At 65.2% G+C, this 15,167-nt stretch carries 10 protein-coding genes; 2 read left to right on the top strand and 8 right to left on the bottom strand.

Annotated elements, in window-relative coordinates:
- Positions 1-75: 75 nt before the first annotated feature.
- The 5 genes from VJS90_RS15695 to VJS90_RS15675 all read right to left on the bottom strand — a co-directional run bounded on the left by VJS90_RS15695 (position 76) and on the right by VJS90_RS15675 (position 9,452).
- Positions 76-468: a protease inhibitor I42 family protein gene (locus tag VJS90_RS15695; protein WP_324122564.1), complete on the bottom strand. Its 393-nt coding sequence runs from the start codon at positions 466-468 to the stop codon at positions 76-78.
- A gap of 394 nt (positions 469-862) precedes the next feature.
- On the bottom strand, positions 863-3,283 hold the full coding sequence (lon, locus tag VJS90_RS15690; RefSeq protein WP_324122563.1) for an endopeptidase La: 2,421 nt from the start codon (positions 3,281-3,283) through the stop codon (positions 863-865).
- 111 nt (positions 3,284-3,394) lie between these two features.
- Positions 3,395-5,803 carry a glucose/quinate/shikimate family membrane-bound PQQ-dependent dehydrogenase gene (locus VJS90_RS15685; protein ID WP_324122562.1) on the bottom strand — a complete coding sequence of 803 codons (2,409 nt, stop codon included), beginning with the start codon at positions 5,801-5,803 and terminating at the stop codon, positions 3,395-3,397.
- A gap of 29 nt (positions 5,804-5,832) precedes the next feature.
- The gene (locus VJS90_RS15680) at positions 5,833-7,116 is read right to left on the bottom strand and encodes a carbohydrate porin (RefSeq protein ID WP_324122561.1); all 1,284 of its coding nucleotides are present in this window, start codon (positions 7,114-7,116) and stop codon (positions 5,833-5,835) included.
- Positions 7,117-7,406: 290 nt separating this feature from the next.
- On the bottom strand, positions 7,407-9,452 hold the full coding sequence (locus tag VJS90_RS15675; RefSeq protein ID WP_324122560.1) for a TonB-dependent receptor: 2,046 nt from the start codon (positions 9,450-9,452) through the stop codon (positions 7,407-7,409).
- A gap of 236 nt (positions 9,453-9,688) precedes the next feature.
- Between VJS90_RS15675 and VJS90_RS15670 the strand changes: the two genes are divergently transcribed.
- Both VJS90_RS15670 and VJS90_RS15665 read left to right on the top strand, forming a co-directional pair.
- On the top strand, positions 9,689-9,910 hold the full coding sequence (locus VJS90_RS15670) for a VF530 family DNA-binding protein (RefSeq protein ID WP_158459744.1): 222 nt from the start codon (positions 9,689-9,691) through the stop codon (positions 9,908-9,910).
- Positions 9,911-10,561 carry a Pr6Pr family membrane protein gene (locus VJS90_RS15665; protein WP_324122559.1) on the top strand — a complete coding sequence of 217 codons (651 nt, stop codon included), beginning with the start codon at positions 9,911-9,913 and terminating at the stop codon, positions 10,559-10,561.
- A 6-nt stretch (positions 10,562-10,567) separates the two neighbouring features.
- Here the strand turns inward: VJS90_RS15665 and VJS90_RS15660 are convergent, their stop codons facing one another.
- The 3 genes from VJS90_RS15660 to VJS90_RS15650 all read right to left on the bottom strand — a co-directional run bounded on the left by VJS90_RS15660 (position 10,568) and on the right by VJS90_RS15650 (position 15,120).
- Positions 10,568-11,338 (bottom strand): siderophore-interacting protein, encoded by a 771-nt coding sequence (locus VJS90_RS15660; protein WP_324122558.1) that lies wholly within the window; start codon positions 11,336-11,338, stop codon positions 10,568-10,570.
- On the bottom strand, positions 11,335-11,892 hold the full coding sequence (locus VJS90_RS15655) for a PadR family transcriptional regulator (RefSeq protein ID WP_324122557.1): 558 nt from the start codon (positions 11,890-11,892) through the stop codon (positions 11,335-11,337). Before VJS90_RS15655 ends, VJS90_RS15660 begins: the two co-directional genes overlap by 4 nt.
- 114 nt (positions 11,893-12,006) lie before the next feature.
- Positions 12,007-15,120, bottom strand: a complete 3,114-nt coding sequence (locus VJS90_RS15650) for a transglycosylase domain-containing protein (protein WP_324122632.1) — start codon at positions 15,118-15,120, stop codon at positions 12,007-12,009.
- Positions 15,121-15,167 lie beyond the last annotated feature (47 nt).

Raw genomic sequence — 15,167 nt, 5'->3', positions numbered from 1 at the left:
ACGGGCGATGGAAAAGGGCGGCATTTTAGCCAAAGCGCGCCGTCACTGCATGATCCGCTGACCAGCGCGGGGCGTTTATTTCACGCTGATGGCGCAATCGAAGGTCTGCACCGGGCGTACTTCGGGGGCCCAGGGTTGCTGGTAGACCAGGATCAGGTGGCCTTCGCCGGCCTGCTGCGCCTGGAAGCGCCACATCGACTGCCCGGCGCTGCCGACGATACCGGCGTCCTCCGGATGGCTGTAGACCTCCGGCCCGAGGCTGCGCAGGGTGCTCGACGCCGGGTTCTGCAGTAGCCAGCGATAGCCGGTGCTGGGGTTGCTGGGCAGGGTCAGGGTGAGCGTCTGGCCGGCGCGCAACTGCATCGGGCAGTCGGACTGGGCGTCGAGGTCGATGTTGTGCGCGGGTTTCCCGGCGCAGGCGGTCAGCAGGGTGAGGCTCAGGGGAACAAGCAGACGGGCAGCGGTCATGTTGGCTCCGGAGGGAAAAGCTGGAGCATAACCGATGGGGTGTGAGTAGTGTTCGGGATCCTTCGATAGCAGCCATAGGCGCTCACCCCATGGGAGAATTCATGGTGCAGGTCAACCACACTGCGTCTCCACCCTGTGGGAGCAACTGTCTTGTACCGAAGCAATCACAGTCCCCGGCCCGGCGTAGCCGGGCCCTGTGGGAGCGGGCTGGTCCCGCGATCGGCGGCAAAGCCGTCGCAGAACCCTCGCATGCGGTGTGCCTGGCTGAACGCGGTTGCTGATTTCACGGCCGCTTCGCAGCCGATCGCGGCACGAGGCCGCTCCCACAATGTTCGGCTGCGCCGGCCAGGCGATCGGCTATCGGCTATCGGCCGGACCTGTGGCTCAACAATGCCTAGAACAACACCTTCGCCACATCACTGAACCGCCTGGCGAAATGCACCGTCAGCCCGTCCTTCAGGTAATCCGGCAACTCCTCGAAATCACCCCGGTTCGCCTCGGGCAGGATCAGCTCGAAGATCTTCTGCCGCTTGGCCGCGATCACTTTCTCCCGCACCCCGCCAATCGGCAGCACCTGCCCGGTCAGCGTCAGCTCGCCGGTCATGGCCACGCCTTTCTTCGGCACCTGGTCACGCGCCAGCGACAGCAGGGCACTGGCCATGGTTACCCCGGCACTCGGTCCATCCTTGGGCGTGGCGCCCTCTGGCACATGCAGATGGATGAAGGCTTCGTTGAAGAATCCAGGCTCTCCACCGTATTGCTTGAGGTTGGCGCTGACATAGCTGTAGGCGATTTCAGCGGATTCCTTCATCACGTCGCCCAGCTTGCCGGTGAGCTTGAGACCGCGGGTGAGGTTGTGAATGCGCGTGGCCTCGATCGGCAGGGTCGCACCGCCCATGCTGGTCCAGGCAAGACCGGTGATGATGCCCTTGCCCGCCAGCACCTGCTCGCTGCGGAACACCGGAATGCCCAAGGCCGACTCCAGGTCCTTGGGGCCGATCTTCAATTGCGCCTGCGGGTTGTCGAGCAGCTTGATCACCGCCTTGCGGATCAGCTTGCCCAGCTGCTTCTCCAGCTGGCGCACGCCGGCCTCGCGGGCGTAACCGTCGATCACCAGGCGCAGCGCGCTGTCGGTGATGCTCAGGCTGGTCCTGGACACGCCGGCCTTCTTCAGGAGTTTCGGCCAGAGGTGGCGCTTGGCGATGGCCAGCTTCTCTTCGGTGATATACCCCGACAGGCGAATCACTTCCATGCGGTCGAGCAACGGGCCCGGGATCGAATCCAGGGTGTTGGCGGTGCAGACGAACAGCACCTTGGACAGGTCCAGGCGCAGGTCCAGGTAGTGGTCGAGGAAGTCGACGTTCTGCTCCGGATCGAGGGTCTCGAGCAGCGCCGAGGCGGGATCGCCCTGGTAGCTCTGGCCCATCTTGTCGATCTCGTCGAGCATGATCACCGGGTTCATCACCTCGACGTCCTTCAGCGCCTGCACCAGCTTGCCGGGCTGGGCGCCAATGTAGGTCCGCCGGTGGCCCTTGATCTCGGCCTCGTCGCGCATGCCGCCGACGCTGAAACGATAGAACGGCCGCCCCAGCGACTCGGCGATGGACTTGCCGATACTGGTCTTGCCCACGCCGGGCGGGCCGACCAGCAGGACGATCGAGCCGCTGATCTCGCCCTTCCAGGCGCCGACAGCCAGAAACTCGAGGATTCGCTCCTTGATGTCATCGAGCCCGGCGTGGTGCTGGTCGAGCACCTTGCGCGCATGCTTGAGGTTGAGCTTGTCTTCGCCATACACGCCCCACGGCAGGGCGGTGGCCCATTCGAGGTAGTTGCGGGTCACGGCGTATTCGGGCGAGCCGGTCTCGAGGATCGCCAGCTTGCCCATTTCTTCCTGGATGCGCTTCTGCGCGGCGGGCGGCAGCGTCTTGCCCTGCAGGCGCTGTTCGAACTGCTCGAGGTCGGCGCTGCGGTCGTCCTTGGTCAGCCCCAGCTCCTGCTGGATCACCTTGAGCTGTTCCTTGAGGAAGAACTCGCGCTGATGCTCGCCGATCTGCCGGTTCACCTCGGCGGAAATTTCGTTCTGCAGGCGCGCGACCTCGACCTCCTTGCGCAGCATCGGCAGGACCTTTTCCATGCGCTTGAGCATGGGCACGCAGTCGAGCACTTCCTGCAGCTGGTTGCCGGTGGCCGAGGTCAGCGCGGCGGCGAAGTCGGTGAGCGGGGAGGGGTCGTTGGGGCTGAAGCGGTTGAGGTAGTTCTTCAGCTCTTCGCTGTACAGCGGGTTGAGCGGCAGCAGTTCCTTGATCGCGTTGATCAGGGCCATGCCATAGGCCTTGACCTCGTCCGTCGGGTCGGGCGGCTGGCGCGGGTACTCGACTTCGACCAGGTACGGTGGGCGGTGGTGCTTGAGCCAGGTGCGGATGCGCACCCGTGTCAGGCCTTGGGCCACGAACTGCAGCTTGCCGTTCTCGCGGCTGGCGTGGTGCACCTTGACCAGCGTGCCATACAGCGGCAAGGCCGAGGTGTCGAAATGACGGTGGTCTTCGGGCGGGGTGTCCATGAAGAACAGGGCCAGGGCCTGGTGCGGGTCCTTGGCCACCAGGTCGAGGGTTTCCGCCCACGGCTCTTCGTTGACCATCACCGGCAGCACCTGCGCGGGGAAGAACGGCCGATTGTGGATCGGGATCACATAGACCTTGTCCGGCAGTTGCTGGCCCGGCAGGGCAAGGTGATGGCCCGGCACGGCCTGGGCTTCGAGGTGTTCGACTTCCGGATGTTCGTCGGTATGGTCCGCAGGATCCTGCTGGTCGCTCATGGGGCACCTAGGCAAATGACTATGGTGCTTAGATGGGGCAGGAGGGCACAGGTTTCAATGGAGGCGAGGAGATGGCGGTGGCGTCAGCGGAATCTGACGCCACCCTGGCACTTACTGCGCCAGCTTGTAGGCAATGATGTAGTCGCCCATCTTGGTGCCCAGCGAGCCGTGGCCGCCGGCGGTGACGAGCACGTACTGCTTGCCGTCCTTGCCGGTGTAGGTCATCGGCGTGGCCTGGCCGCCGGCCGGCAGGCGCGACTTCCACAGCTCCTTGCCGTTGTTGGTGTCATAGGCACGCAGGTACTGGTCGAGGGTGCCGCTCAGGAAGCCTACGCCACCTGCGGTGACGATCGAGCCGCCCATGCTTGGCACGCCAACCGGCAGGCCGATCGGCACCGGGGTGCTGTCACGGGTAGTACCGTTCTTGTGCTTCCACACCACCTTGTTGGTGAACAGGTCGATCGCGGCCACATAGCCCCAGGCCGGTGCCTGGCACGGCACGCCCAGCGGCGACATGAACGGGTGCATGGTCACGGCATACGGCGCGCCGGTGTTGGGCTGCACGCCGCTGGTCTCGCTTTCGCGCTTGCTGCCGGCGGCAACCTGTTCACGCGGGACCATCTTCGAGACGAAGGCCATGTAGTTGGGCGAGGTGAACAGCAGCTGGCGGACCGGGTCGACCGAGACGCTGCCCCAGTTGAACACGCCGACGTTGCCCGGGTAGATCAGGCTGCCTTGCTCGGACGGCGGGGTGTACTGGCCTTCGTAGCGCAGCTTGCGGAACTCGATCCGGCACATCAGCTGGTCGAACGGCGTGGCACCCCACATGGCTTGCTCGGTCAGGTCCGGGCCCAGTAGATTGAGGTCCGAGCGGGCCTGGCTAGGCGCGGTGTGGTCGCCCTTGACCGCGCCTTGTGGCGTCGGGATCTCGCGGATCGGCACGATCGGGGTGCCGTCACGACGGTCGAGCACGTACAGGCTGCCCTGCTTGGTCGGGGCGATCAGCGCGGGCTTGATACCGTCCTCGGTCTTCAGGTGGACCAGGGTCGGCTGGCTGCCAACGTCCATGTCCCACAGGTCGTGGTGGGTGAACTGGTAGTTCCAGCGCACCTTGCCGGTGGCCAGGTCCAAGGCGACGATGCCCGCGCTGAACTTCTCGGCGCCCGGGGTGCGGTCGGCGCCCCACTGGTCGGGAGTCTGGTTGCCCAGCGGCAGGTAGACCATGCCCAGGTCTTCGTCGACGCTGGCCAGCGACCACATGTTGGCCGAGTTGCGGCTGTAGGTCTTGCCTGGGGCGAGGGGAGCGGTATCGTCCGGGTTGTTGCTGTCCCAGTTCCACACCAGGTGACCGTCGTGCACGTCATAGGCGCGGATCACGCCGGACGGCTCGTTGGTCGACTCGTTGTCGGTCACATGGCCGCCAATGATCACCAGGTCACGGGTGATCGCCGCGGGCGAGGTGGAGTAATAGCCGCCCGCGGTGAACGGGCCGATGCCGGTGGTGAGGTCGATCACGCCCTGGTTGGCGAAGCCTTCGCAGACCTTGCCGTTGTCGGCGTTGAGCACGATCAGGCGGGCGTCGGCGGTCGGCAGGTACAGGCGGCGCGGGCAGCTCTGGGCCACGGCCTGGCCGGCCTGGGAGATCTTCGGCGCGGGGCTGCCGTCGCGGCTGACGTAGTTGTTCTCGTCATAGTACGAGACACCGCGGCAGGTCATGTGGGCAAAGCCCTTGAAGCCGACCGGGCTCTTGATCTGCGGGTCGTAGCGCCAGATTTCCTCGCCGGTGTCCGGGTTCAGCGCCAGCACCTTGCTGTGGGCGGTGCAGGCATAGAGCATGCCGTTGACCTTGAGCGGGGTGTTCTGGTTGGTCAGCTCGACCGGGTCATTGTCGCTTGGCATGTCACCGGTGCGGATGCGCCAGGCCTCTTCGAGGCGATAGGCGTTCTGCGGGGTGATCTGGCGCAGCGGCGAATAACGGTCACCGTGCTCGGTACGGCCATAGGCCTGCCACTCGCCATCTGGCATGGATGGGGCGGCACTGGCCATTTCGCTGCTGTCGCGGCCCAGCTCGCCCTGGATCTCGCCTGGGGAGGTGAACTGGCTGGCGATCGCGGTGGCACCGGACATCACCACGCCCAGGCCCAGCAAGCCCAGGTTGGCGCGCGAAGACGGACCGATCAGCGAGCGGGTCGCCCAAGGCAGCAGCAGGACCACGCCAATGGCGAACCAGATGGCCAGTCGAGGCACCAGCTGCCACCAGTCCAGGCCCACTTCCCACAAGGCCCAGACGGTGCTGCCAATCAGCACCAGGCCATACAGGCCAAGGCCGAGACGGCGTCTGGCCAGCAGCAGGATGCCAGACACGGCGAAGCCGATACCGGCGATCAGGTAGTAAAGCGAACCGCCAAGCTGGCTCAGCGTGATGCCGCCAGCCAGCAGGACCAGGCCCGCCAGCAACAGCAGCGCGCCGATCAGGCGCGGCGGCCAGCGGGTTCCGGTCTTGGCACCTTCAGTGCTCATCGTAAAGTCTCCATGGGTGTAGAAAAGGGTCAGAAGGAACTCTGGATCTTGAGCCCGCCGATCAAGGCGTCATCGACCTGCGACACGCCGCCCGGATGGCGGATGTACTGCAGGTTCGGACGCACGGTGAGCCAATCGGCCAGGTGGATGCCGTAGTACAGCTCGGCGCTGTACTCGGTGTCCTGGACCGGGAGGAAGGCGGGATTGTCGTAGTCGGCAAGATTGGATGCCTGGTTGGCCAGGCGGGCGTTCTTGCGGTAGGCGGGGTTGACGTGCACGCGCGCCAGGGCGAAACCGATGTCGTCCTTGACCCGGGCGTCGAAGAGCCCCTTGTACACCAGACCCGCTTGAACATAGTTGTCGATGGCATTGGTCTTCTTGTCATGCATCGTGGCATTGGCGAACACGCTCAGGCCGCGCGAAGCGTCGGACGCCTGGGAGGTCACTTGCTGCTGGGCACCGAGCCAGAAGCCGTGCTTGCTGGAGCTGCTGCGGTACGCCTGGCCGCTAAGCGCCGCCGGTTGGCCGTTGCTGTCCTTGTAAACATCTTGTGCATCGGCATTACTGTAGTAGTACCCGGCGCGATATTCCCCTTTCAAGCCATTGACCCGCGGCGTCCACACCAGTTCGATCGGCATCAGGGCACCTTGGGTGCCGCTGGTGCTGAGCTTGAAACCGTTGCCCGTCTCAAGGTTCGAGGGGTTCTGCTCGTAGACGCCGACCTGGGCGTAGAGGTCTTCATTGAGGTTGTATCTGACCCGCAGGGCCCACTGGCTGACCGGCCAGTTGTACCAGATGCCGCCCACCCAGTTGCCGACCTGCGAGCCGCAGAACGCCAGGTTCTGGAAGTCGCACGGGAAGCTGTTGAAGTCTTCGCCTTCGCCAAAGCGGCCGAATTTCACATCCAGGGCGCCGTCGAAGTATTTCTGTTTGACCCAAAGCTGCGTCAGCCGCCAGGTCTGGCCCCGGCCCCAGACTTCCTGGGCGGAGGTAAAGCCCCCGACACGCGGATCGTTGATGCGGTCGTTGCTGATGTTGGCGCCGTGGCGCTCGGTGACGGTCAACTGGAACTCGGCATCCTGCCAGCCGAGGATCTTTTCCAGGTCCAGGTGACTGCCAAAGGTGAACTGGTCGCTGTAGCGCGCGGTGCGGTCGTGATCGAAGCCGCCATGCAGGTTGCTGCCCATCTCGCCGGTGTAGCCCAAGGTAAAGTCGTAACCCTGCCTGAGCAGCTCGCTGCGGGTTCCGCCCCAGTCGCCGAACATCCACGGTGAGTCGCTGGCAAACGCGTCGGCAGCCTGGGCGGTGGTCATGGATGTGCAAAGCGCGGCGCAGGCGAGCGCCGGGACATGGAGCGGAGAGAATCGGTGCATGAGATAGCGCTATCTTCTGATAATCGAAAAAACGGCAGCGCATTGAAGAACGGTGTCCTTCAATGGTGATGTCGAGGGGGAGTGCAGACTGAATCGGTTCAGCTGGCGACGGCAGGATATCGTTGAAATACAAAGAAAAAAAGACAAATTGTCGCAGGGGATCGTTGCCGGATCGGTAACAATCCGGCAACGGGGCGCCTGAAGAGCCGTTTGCAGGCCGGTGTCGACCCTTAGAAGGTCGTGCGCAGGCCGACTTCGACGCTGCGTCCCGGTGCGGGCGCGATATCCCGCAGAATGGAGCTGGCGTAGCGGACGGTCTGATCGGTCAGGTTCTCACCTCGCACGAACGCCAGCCACTCGCTCTGGCCAATGTCGAAGCGGTACCCCAGGCTAGCACCCAGCGTGGTGTAGCCATCGGTGCGGGTTTCATTGGCCGGCTTGCGGCGCTGGGCCGCCGCGTGCTGCACGTCGACGCGCGCCTGCCAGCGGTCCAGGTCCCAGACCAGGCCGCTGTTCAGACGCAGCGGTGCGATGCGCGGCAGGTCTTCGCCGGTGTCGAGGTTTTTCGCGCGGGTGTAGTCGCCAGAGAGTTCCAGGGCAAAGCGGCCATAGCGGTTTTCCACGAGTTGCCAGCGGTCCTGTGCCTCGACGCCATAGAAGCGGGCACGCACGCCCTGGTAGAGGTATTCGGGGATACCGCCGTCGTCATGATCATGGTCGTGGTCGTGGTCTTCATCGCCATGATCATGGCCTTCACGCAGGTTGCCGCTGCCGATCAGGCCGATGTAGTTGCGGAAATGGCTGTAGAACACGCCAACGCTGCCTTTGTGCGTGCCGTTGTCAAAGCGCAGCGCCAGGTCGCCGGAGAGGGCTTTTTCCTTGTTCAGGTCGGCGTCGCCGACCTCGTAGGCCCCGGTGGCGACGTGCGCGCCGTTGGCATACAGCTCGTAGAAGGTCGGTGCGCGCTCGGTGTAGCCAAGGCTCGCGGCCAGCGACCAGACCGGCGTGAGCTGGTACACCGCGCCTGACGACAGGCTGGCGGCGGTAAAGCTGCTGGTGCTGTCGGCAGCGGCGAAGCGTTCGTCGCCCTTGGCATCCGGCTCGACCCGGGTGTGCTCCAAGCGCGCGCCCAGGCTCAGGTTCAGGCGTTCACTGGCCTGCCACTGCTCAAGCATGAACAGCGCCAGGCTGTTGGTATCGGTCTGCGGAACGAAGGCTTCCTCGCCCAGCGCGGAGAATTCGTTGCGGTTCACCTGCGCCCCGATCACCCCCTCCACGGGCCCCAGTGGCTGGTGCCGCGCCTCGACACGCGCCTCGTAGCCCTTGTTGCGGAAGGTGGTGTGCACCTCGCCGCCTTCGATCTCGCGGTGCTCGTAGTCGGTGTAGCCGGCATCGAATTTGACCGAGCTGAAGGGGCCTGCAAGGTCGCGCAGTTCCGAGGCGAAGGCGTAGTGGTCTTGCTGCATGTCCAGGCGCACGCCGGGTTCAGCGACCGAGCCGTAGTTGCTGTCGTAGCGGCTGTAGGACAGGCCCGCGTAGCCATGCTCCCACTGGTACGAACCGCCCACGGCGCCGCCGTCCTGGCGCCCGTCGCTGTTCTCCAGGCGATGGCGGCTGCCTGGCTCGTCGGCGTCACGGACCTTCGAGCTGCGTGCGTGACCGGGAATGCGCAGGTCGTTGAACTGACGGCTATTGGCGTCCAGGTGCAGCGCGAAGCTGCCGTCGCCGGCTTCAAGCTTGCCCGCGCTGCTGCGGGTAGTGTCCGCGCCGCCGTAGCGCAGCTCGCCCGCGCCATGAATGCCCTCGATGGGCGAGGTGGGGATGCGGTTGTCGAAGCTGTTGACTACCCCACCGATCGCATTGCCGCCATAGAGCAGCGCGGCCGGCCCCCGGACGATTTCGATGCGCTCGACGGTGGCCGGGTCCAGCGGCACGGCGTGGTCGTAGGACAATGAAGAGGCGTCAAGGGCGCCAACGCCATTGCGCAGGATGCGGATGCGGTCGCCGTCCAGCCCGCGAATCACCGGACGGCTTGCGCCGGGGCCGAACCAGGTCGAGGCGACTCCGGGCTGTTTGTTGAGGGTTTCACCGAGACTGCCCTGCTGGTTGCGCAGCAGGTCGTCGCCTTCGAGCACGGTGGTGGGCGCCGCCAGCTGGCTGGCGCCCAGGGGGTTGGCGGTGATGACCTGGGGCTGCAGTTCCACGGCGTGGCTGGGTGAGGCGGCCAGCCAGAGGGCGATGGCCAGCGGTGAAAGGTGGTGGGGCGTGGTGCGCATGAGCGGGGAGCTTCCTTGGCGATGCTGATGTTGTTGTTATAACATAACATTAAATTCGCCGGTCGCGACACAAGGCCTGCTTGTATGGTTAGACTCAAAGGGAGGAGGAGGGACAAAGACAGTTGCTTCCCCAGAAGTCGCCATGCGCCATGCAATCTCCCACACCGTCGATGGATCTCTGGGATAAGCAATGCCGGATTTGGTAATGTGCCGCTTTTCAGCTAGGGAGTACCCCGATGAGCACCGGTCAACACAATGCGCTGCATGGCGTGACCCTGGAGCAGATCCTTACCGCGCTGGTGGCCCACTACCAGTGGCAGGGCCTGGCCGAGCGCATCGATATCCGCTGCTTCAAGAGCGACCCGAGCATCAAGTCGAGCCTGACCTTCCTGCGCAAGACGCCCTGGGCGCGGGAAAAGGTCGAGCAGCTGTACGTGAAGCTGCAGCGGTCTGGCTGAATGCCGCGCCGTCCCTGGCTGACCCTGGCCGCGGTGCTGGGCTGGGGCGGGCTCGCCGTGCAGCTGTACCTGGTATTGCTGATGCGTTGGCAGGAGCAGGCCAGCCTGATTGGGGGCCTGGTGAACGTGTTCAGTTATTTCACGGTGCTGAGCAATACCTTGGCGGCCACCGTGTTGAGCTACGCGGCGTTTGGCCGAGAGGGACGCGCCCGGCGGTGGTTCCTGTCGGCGCCGGTCAGTTCGGCGGTGGCGACCAGCATTGTCCTGGTGGCGCTAGCCTATAGCCTGTTGCTGCGCCATCTCTGGCATCCCGAGGGCTGGCAGCGGCTGGCGGACGAGCTGCTGCACGATGTCATGCCGCTGCTGTTCGTCCTGTACTGGTGGCGCTGCGTGCCGAAAGGCAACCTGCGCGTGTGGCATGTGCTGGCCTGGGCGTTGTACCCGGCCGGGTATTTTGCCTTCGCGCTGTGGCGCGGGCACGTGATCGGGGTGTATCCCTATCCCTTCATCGATGTCGCCGCGCTCGGATATGGGCAGGCGACGCTCAATGCCATGGGCGTGCTGGCCGGGTTCTGGGCCATCGGCCTGCTGGTGCTGGGCCTGGACCGCTGGCAAGGCCGACGCCAGGCGTTGGCCCAGGCGCGGCCCTGACGGGCATCACGCGTCTTCGTCACTGCTGTCCAGGCGCCAGTAAGCGGCCGCCTTGAGCGCCTCTTCGCTGACGCCTTTGCCCAGCAGCAAGGCTTTGGCTTGGCGGGTCAGGCTTTTTTCCAGAGCAATCCAGCTGTACAGCGTGCCCTCGGGCAGGGCCAGGTCTTCGAGCACCGCCAGCAGCGCCTGGCGGTGGCGCTGCACCCAGATCACCTCGACGTTGGCCAGGCTGTTGAGCGGCTGGCGCTCCTGCTCATCCTCGATCTCGATAACCGCCAGGACATTGCGGCCTGCGGGCAGTGCTTCCAGGCGCCGGGCGATCGCCGGGATCGCCGTTTCGTCGCCGATCAGCAGGTAGCTGTCGAAGATGTCCGGCACCACCAGCGACGCGCGCGGACCGGCAATGTTCAGCACCTGACCCGGCGCTGCCTGTTCGGCCCAGGTCGAGGCAGGGCCATCGCCGTGCAGGACGAAGTCGATGTCCATTTCGCTCGCGTCCAGGTCGATGCGGCGCGGTGTGTATTCGCGCATGGTCGGACGGGCGCCGCCGTCACGGCCCATGCTGCGTTGGTCGATGGTCTGCTGCTCTTCTGGCGTGCAGCCGAACAGCAGCTTGACGTGATCGTCGCTGCCCAGGCTGTTGAAGCCGGCAAGCTCGGGCCCGCCGAGGGTGATGCGGCGCATGCGCGGGGTGAGCTCGATGACGCGCAGCACCTCAAGGCGGCGCTGCTTGATCTCATGGTTGACGCGGTGAATGACGGGGGTGTGGTCGGTCATTGATCGTTCTCCTGGACGGATGGGGCGGGCCGGTCGGCGATGGCCTTGGCGGTCTCGTTGAGCAGGTCGCGGACCCGGTCGATTTCCTCGCGGCTCCAGCGGCCGCTGTGCATGTGCAGGGCGTGGCGCAGGTTGCCGACCGCCTCATGGATCTCGGGCGGACGGTCATGGCCGCGCAGGGCGCGCTTGCTGACCTCAATGCGCATGCGCACGCCGTCCAGCGCGACGGCCTGGTCGGTCAGCGACTGGCGCCCCGCCTCGGTGATCACGTAGAGGCGCTTGCTGCCCTGAGCCTCGCCGCTGATCAACTCGGCTTCCTCGAGAAAATTCAGGGTGGGGTAAATGACGCCGGGACCCGGGCTGTAGTTGCCGTCGAACAGGCTCTCGATCTGGCGGATCAGGTCGTAGCCGTGCCCAGGTTGCTCGGCGAGCATGGCCAGCAGCAGCAGCTTGAGATCGCCGGGGGCGAATACACGGGGGCCGCGCTCGCCACGGACCGGGCGACGTTCGAACGCGTCATGGCGCTCGCGATGGGGGGGAGGGTGGTCGCGCATAAGGGTGCTCCGTCTGTTTCGATATATCGTAAGATATTACTCAAGATATATCTCAAGACAAGCCCTAAAATGATAATGGTTATCATCGAATGATTCGATGGGTCCGCCGCCGGGTCAATGCGCCGCTACCTGCGGGGCCGTGCATTGGGTTGCGCTGCCGGGCTCCAGGTAGGGCATGAGGATCGGCGCCATGCCCTTGAGCACCTGCACAGGCAGGGCCGAGGTGAACTTGAACGTCTCGGCCGCGCGCCCTGGGACAAAGGCGGTGAGCGTGCCGAAGTGGTTGTCGCCGAGGAAGAACACGAAGGTCGCGGTGCGGTTCAGCGAGCGCGAGCCGATCAGGCGTCCGCCGGCGCCGAAGCTCTCGATGCGGTTGTCCCCGGTCCCGGTCTTGCCACCCATCACCAGCGAGGTGCCGTCCTGCAGCTTGAAACTGCCCGAGACGCGCCGCGCGGTCCCCGCGTCGACCACCTGCGAAAGCGCCCCGCGCAGGGCCTGGGCCACCTCGACCGGGAGAATTCGCTGGCCCCGGTCCGGGTCGCTGACCAGGCGTGTCTCGTAAGGCGTATCGGCGGCGAAATGCAGGGTGTCGATACGCAGGGTGGGCAGGCGGACGCCGTCGTTCTGGATGATGCCGACCAGCTCCGACAAGGCCGCAGGCCGGTCACCCGAGCTGCCGATGGCGGTTGCCAGCGATGGCACCAGGTGATCGAAGGGATAGCCCACGCGCTTCCAGCGCTGGTGGATGTCCAGGAACGCCTCGATCTCCACCATGGTGCGCACGCGGCTGTCGCGCGCGCCCTTGTGGCGGCTCTTGAACAGCCAGCCGTAGACTTCCTGGCGCTCGAAGTGACTGGCGCTGACCGCGTCCTTGAGCTGGGCGCTGGGGTTTTTCAGCAGATAGCCCAGCAGCCACAGGTCCAGCGGATGGACCTTGGCGATATAGCCCTGGTCAGGCAGGTCGTACTTGCCAGGACCGTAGCTGCCGTACATTTCCACCAGGCGCGTGTCGGTGAGCTTGGCCGCCGCGGGGGAGCCTTTGCCAAGGTGGGCCCGCACGAAGGCGTTGAAGATTTCCTGGCTGGCCTCGGGGAACAGGTAGCGGTGCACCGCGGCCAAGCGCTGGGGGGTGACGCGCATGCTGTCGAGGAAGGTGTCCAGGCGCTGCTGCGAAGTCTTGCGCTGGTACTTCTTCCAGAAGCGCATCAGGTAGTTGGTGCCTTCGCGATCGGCGAAGCGGGCCAGGTATTCCTGGCGGCGCGGGTCGGCGTCGTCCTTGAGCAATGGCTCGCGGTTGAACGGAGACTGGTAGGTGACATAGCGCACCACATCGCGCATCAGGCGGATGAACGGCAGGTTGATCGATTCGCGCAGGGCTTCCTTGAGGGTCGGGATGCGGCCGTTGTCTTCCTTGCGGAAGTTGTTGAACGAGTGCATGCCGCCGCCGGTGAAGAACGACTCGCCGGGGCTTGCCGAATACTTGCGCTCGAGCGCTGCATCGAGCATCGCGGCGAGGTCCCGCTGCTTGTTCTGCATGAGCCAGTCCAGCGACCAGCGGCTGATGAAGTCCAGCTCCGCAACCTCGACCTTCTTCAGTTCCGCGACAGGCTTGCCGGCGTATTGCTGGTGCAGCTCGGCGACGATCTCCAGGTAGGTGGTCAGCACCCGCAGCTTGGCCGTCGAGCCCAGTTCCAGCTTGCTGCCTTCGTTGATGTCGAACGGCTGGTCGGTGCTGTCGGTCTGCACCCGCACCCGAGAGCCGTCGGCGGTACGCTCGAACAGGGTGAAGCTGTAGCGCACCTGGTCGGTGGTCCTGGGGGTGAGCAGCCGCTCGCCGATCAGCCCCACCTCGGCGGCATAGGCTGGGTCGGAGAGGTTCTTCAGGTACTGGCTGACCTGCATCTGCAGATCGCCCTGCAGGGTGCTGGTCGCCGACAGATCGAGACGGTCGAGGTCGTATAGCGGGCGATTGAGCATGGCCGCCAGGCGGTTGCGCGCCAGGCTGATGCCCTTGTTGGTGATGATTGGCTGGATGGTCGGCTGCGCCACCCAGTCGCGGAACACGGCTTTGCTGGCCAGCGCGGCGTCGGCCAGCGGGCGGTCGATCACGTTGTTGGCGGCCAGCACGCGGACATGACTGTCGGTCAGCAGCGCCAGCTCGGTGCGGCCCTTGGACAGGTAGTGCGATGGGCGGCGCTGGGCGATCATCAGCGACAGCACCTGGCGCAGCGCGAGGCCGCGGGCAGCCAGGCTGTCCTTGTCGGTGGCGGTCGAGGCCAGCGCCTGGTTGACCTGGTCGAAGTCCGCGCCGTACCACACACGCAGCCCCTCGGCCATGCCGTGGACCTCACCGTGGCCGGGCACGGCCGACAGCGGCACGCTGTTGAGGTAGTCACGCACGATGCGCTGGCGGGCCTCCAGCGTGTCCGGGCCGCCCTGGTAGGCGCGCACGCTGGCCGAAATCATCTGGCGGATCTTCTCGGCGCCCGACACGGTGAGGCCGTCCGGTGAGTGGCGGTATTTTTCAAGCTGGGTGGCCAGGGTGCTGCCGCCGGCCGACTGGCCGGGTAGCGCGAAGTACTTGGCGACCTGGCTGTAGGCGGCCTTGGCGAAGCGCGGCCAGTCGACCGCGGGGTTGCTCTGCGGGTCCTTGGGGTCGAGCAGTTCGCGGTTCTCGATGAACAGCAGGCTATGGACCATCACCGGCGGGATCGAGGCGAATTCCGGGTACAGGTACTGCGGGTATTTGTACTGGTACAAGGGCGCGCCGCGGCAGTCGGTGATCGACAGCCCGGCCTGGCCTTTTTCGATGAAGGGCACGAACAGGCCCTGATCGGTGTAGCGCATCAGCGCGGGCGAGAATTGCACCTGTTCGCTGATCAGGTAGTCGCGCTTGAGCAGACGCGGCAGGAACTCGCCAAGCGAGCTGTAGCCCAGGCGCTTGTCGAACGGCCCTTCGCCGGGATACACGATCGCATCACTCGGCCCGGGCTGCATCGAGTAGCTCAGGGTAGCGGCAAAGCGGCTGAACTCGCGGGACTGCAGGCGTGAGGAACGCACCTCCTCGGTCACCGCCAGGCCCGTGAGCACGGCACCAACGAGCAGGATCAGCCAGAACAGCCGCCACCACAGGCGGCGCTGACGAGGTGTCTTCGGCATTGGAGTGTCAGCCTGGGGTGCTTCGGGTGCTTCCTTTCTGGTTGGTTCCGATTGCCACAGTACGCCCATAGTCTTCAGCCCGGCCACGATATCGTCTTGCTTGTCTGAAGCTTAGA

This window comes from Pseudomonas sp. (genome assembly GCF_035277045.1).
Taxonomy (GTDB): domain Bacteria; phylum Pseudomonadota; class Gammaproteobacteria; order Pseudomonadales; family Pseudomonadaceae; genus Aquipseudomonas.
The sequence above is the reverse complement of the archived record's forward strand: the minus strand, read 5'-3'. Positions and strand labels throughout refer to the sequence as shown.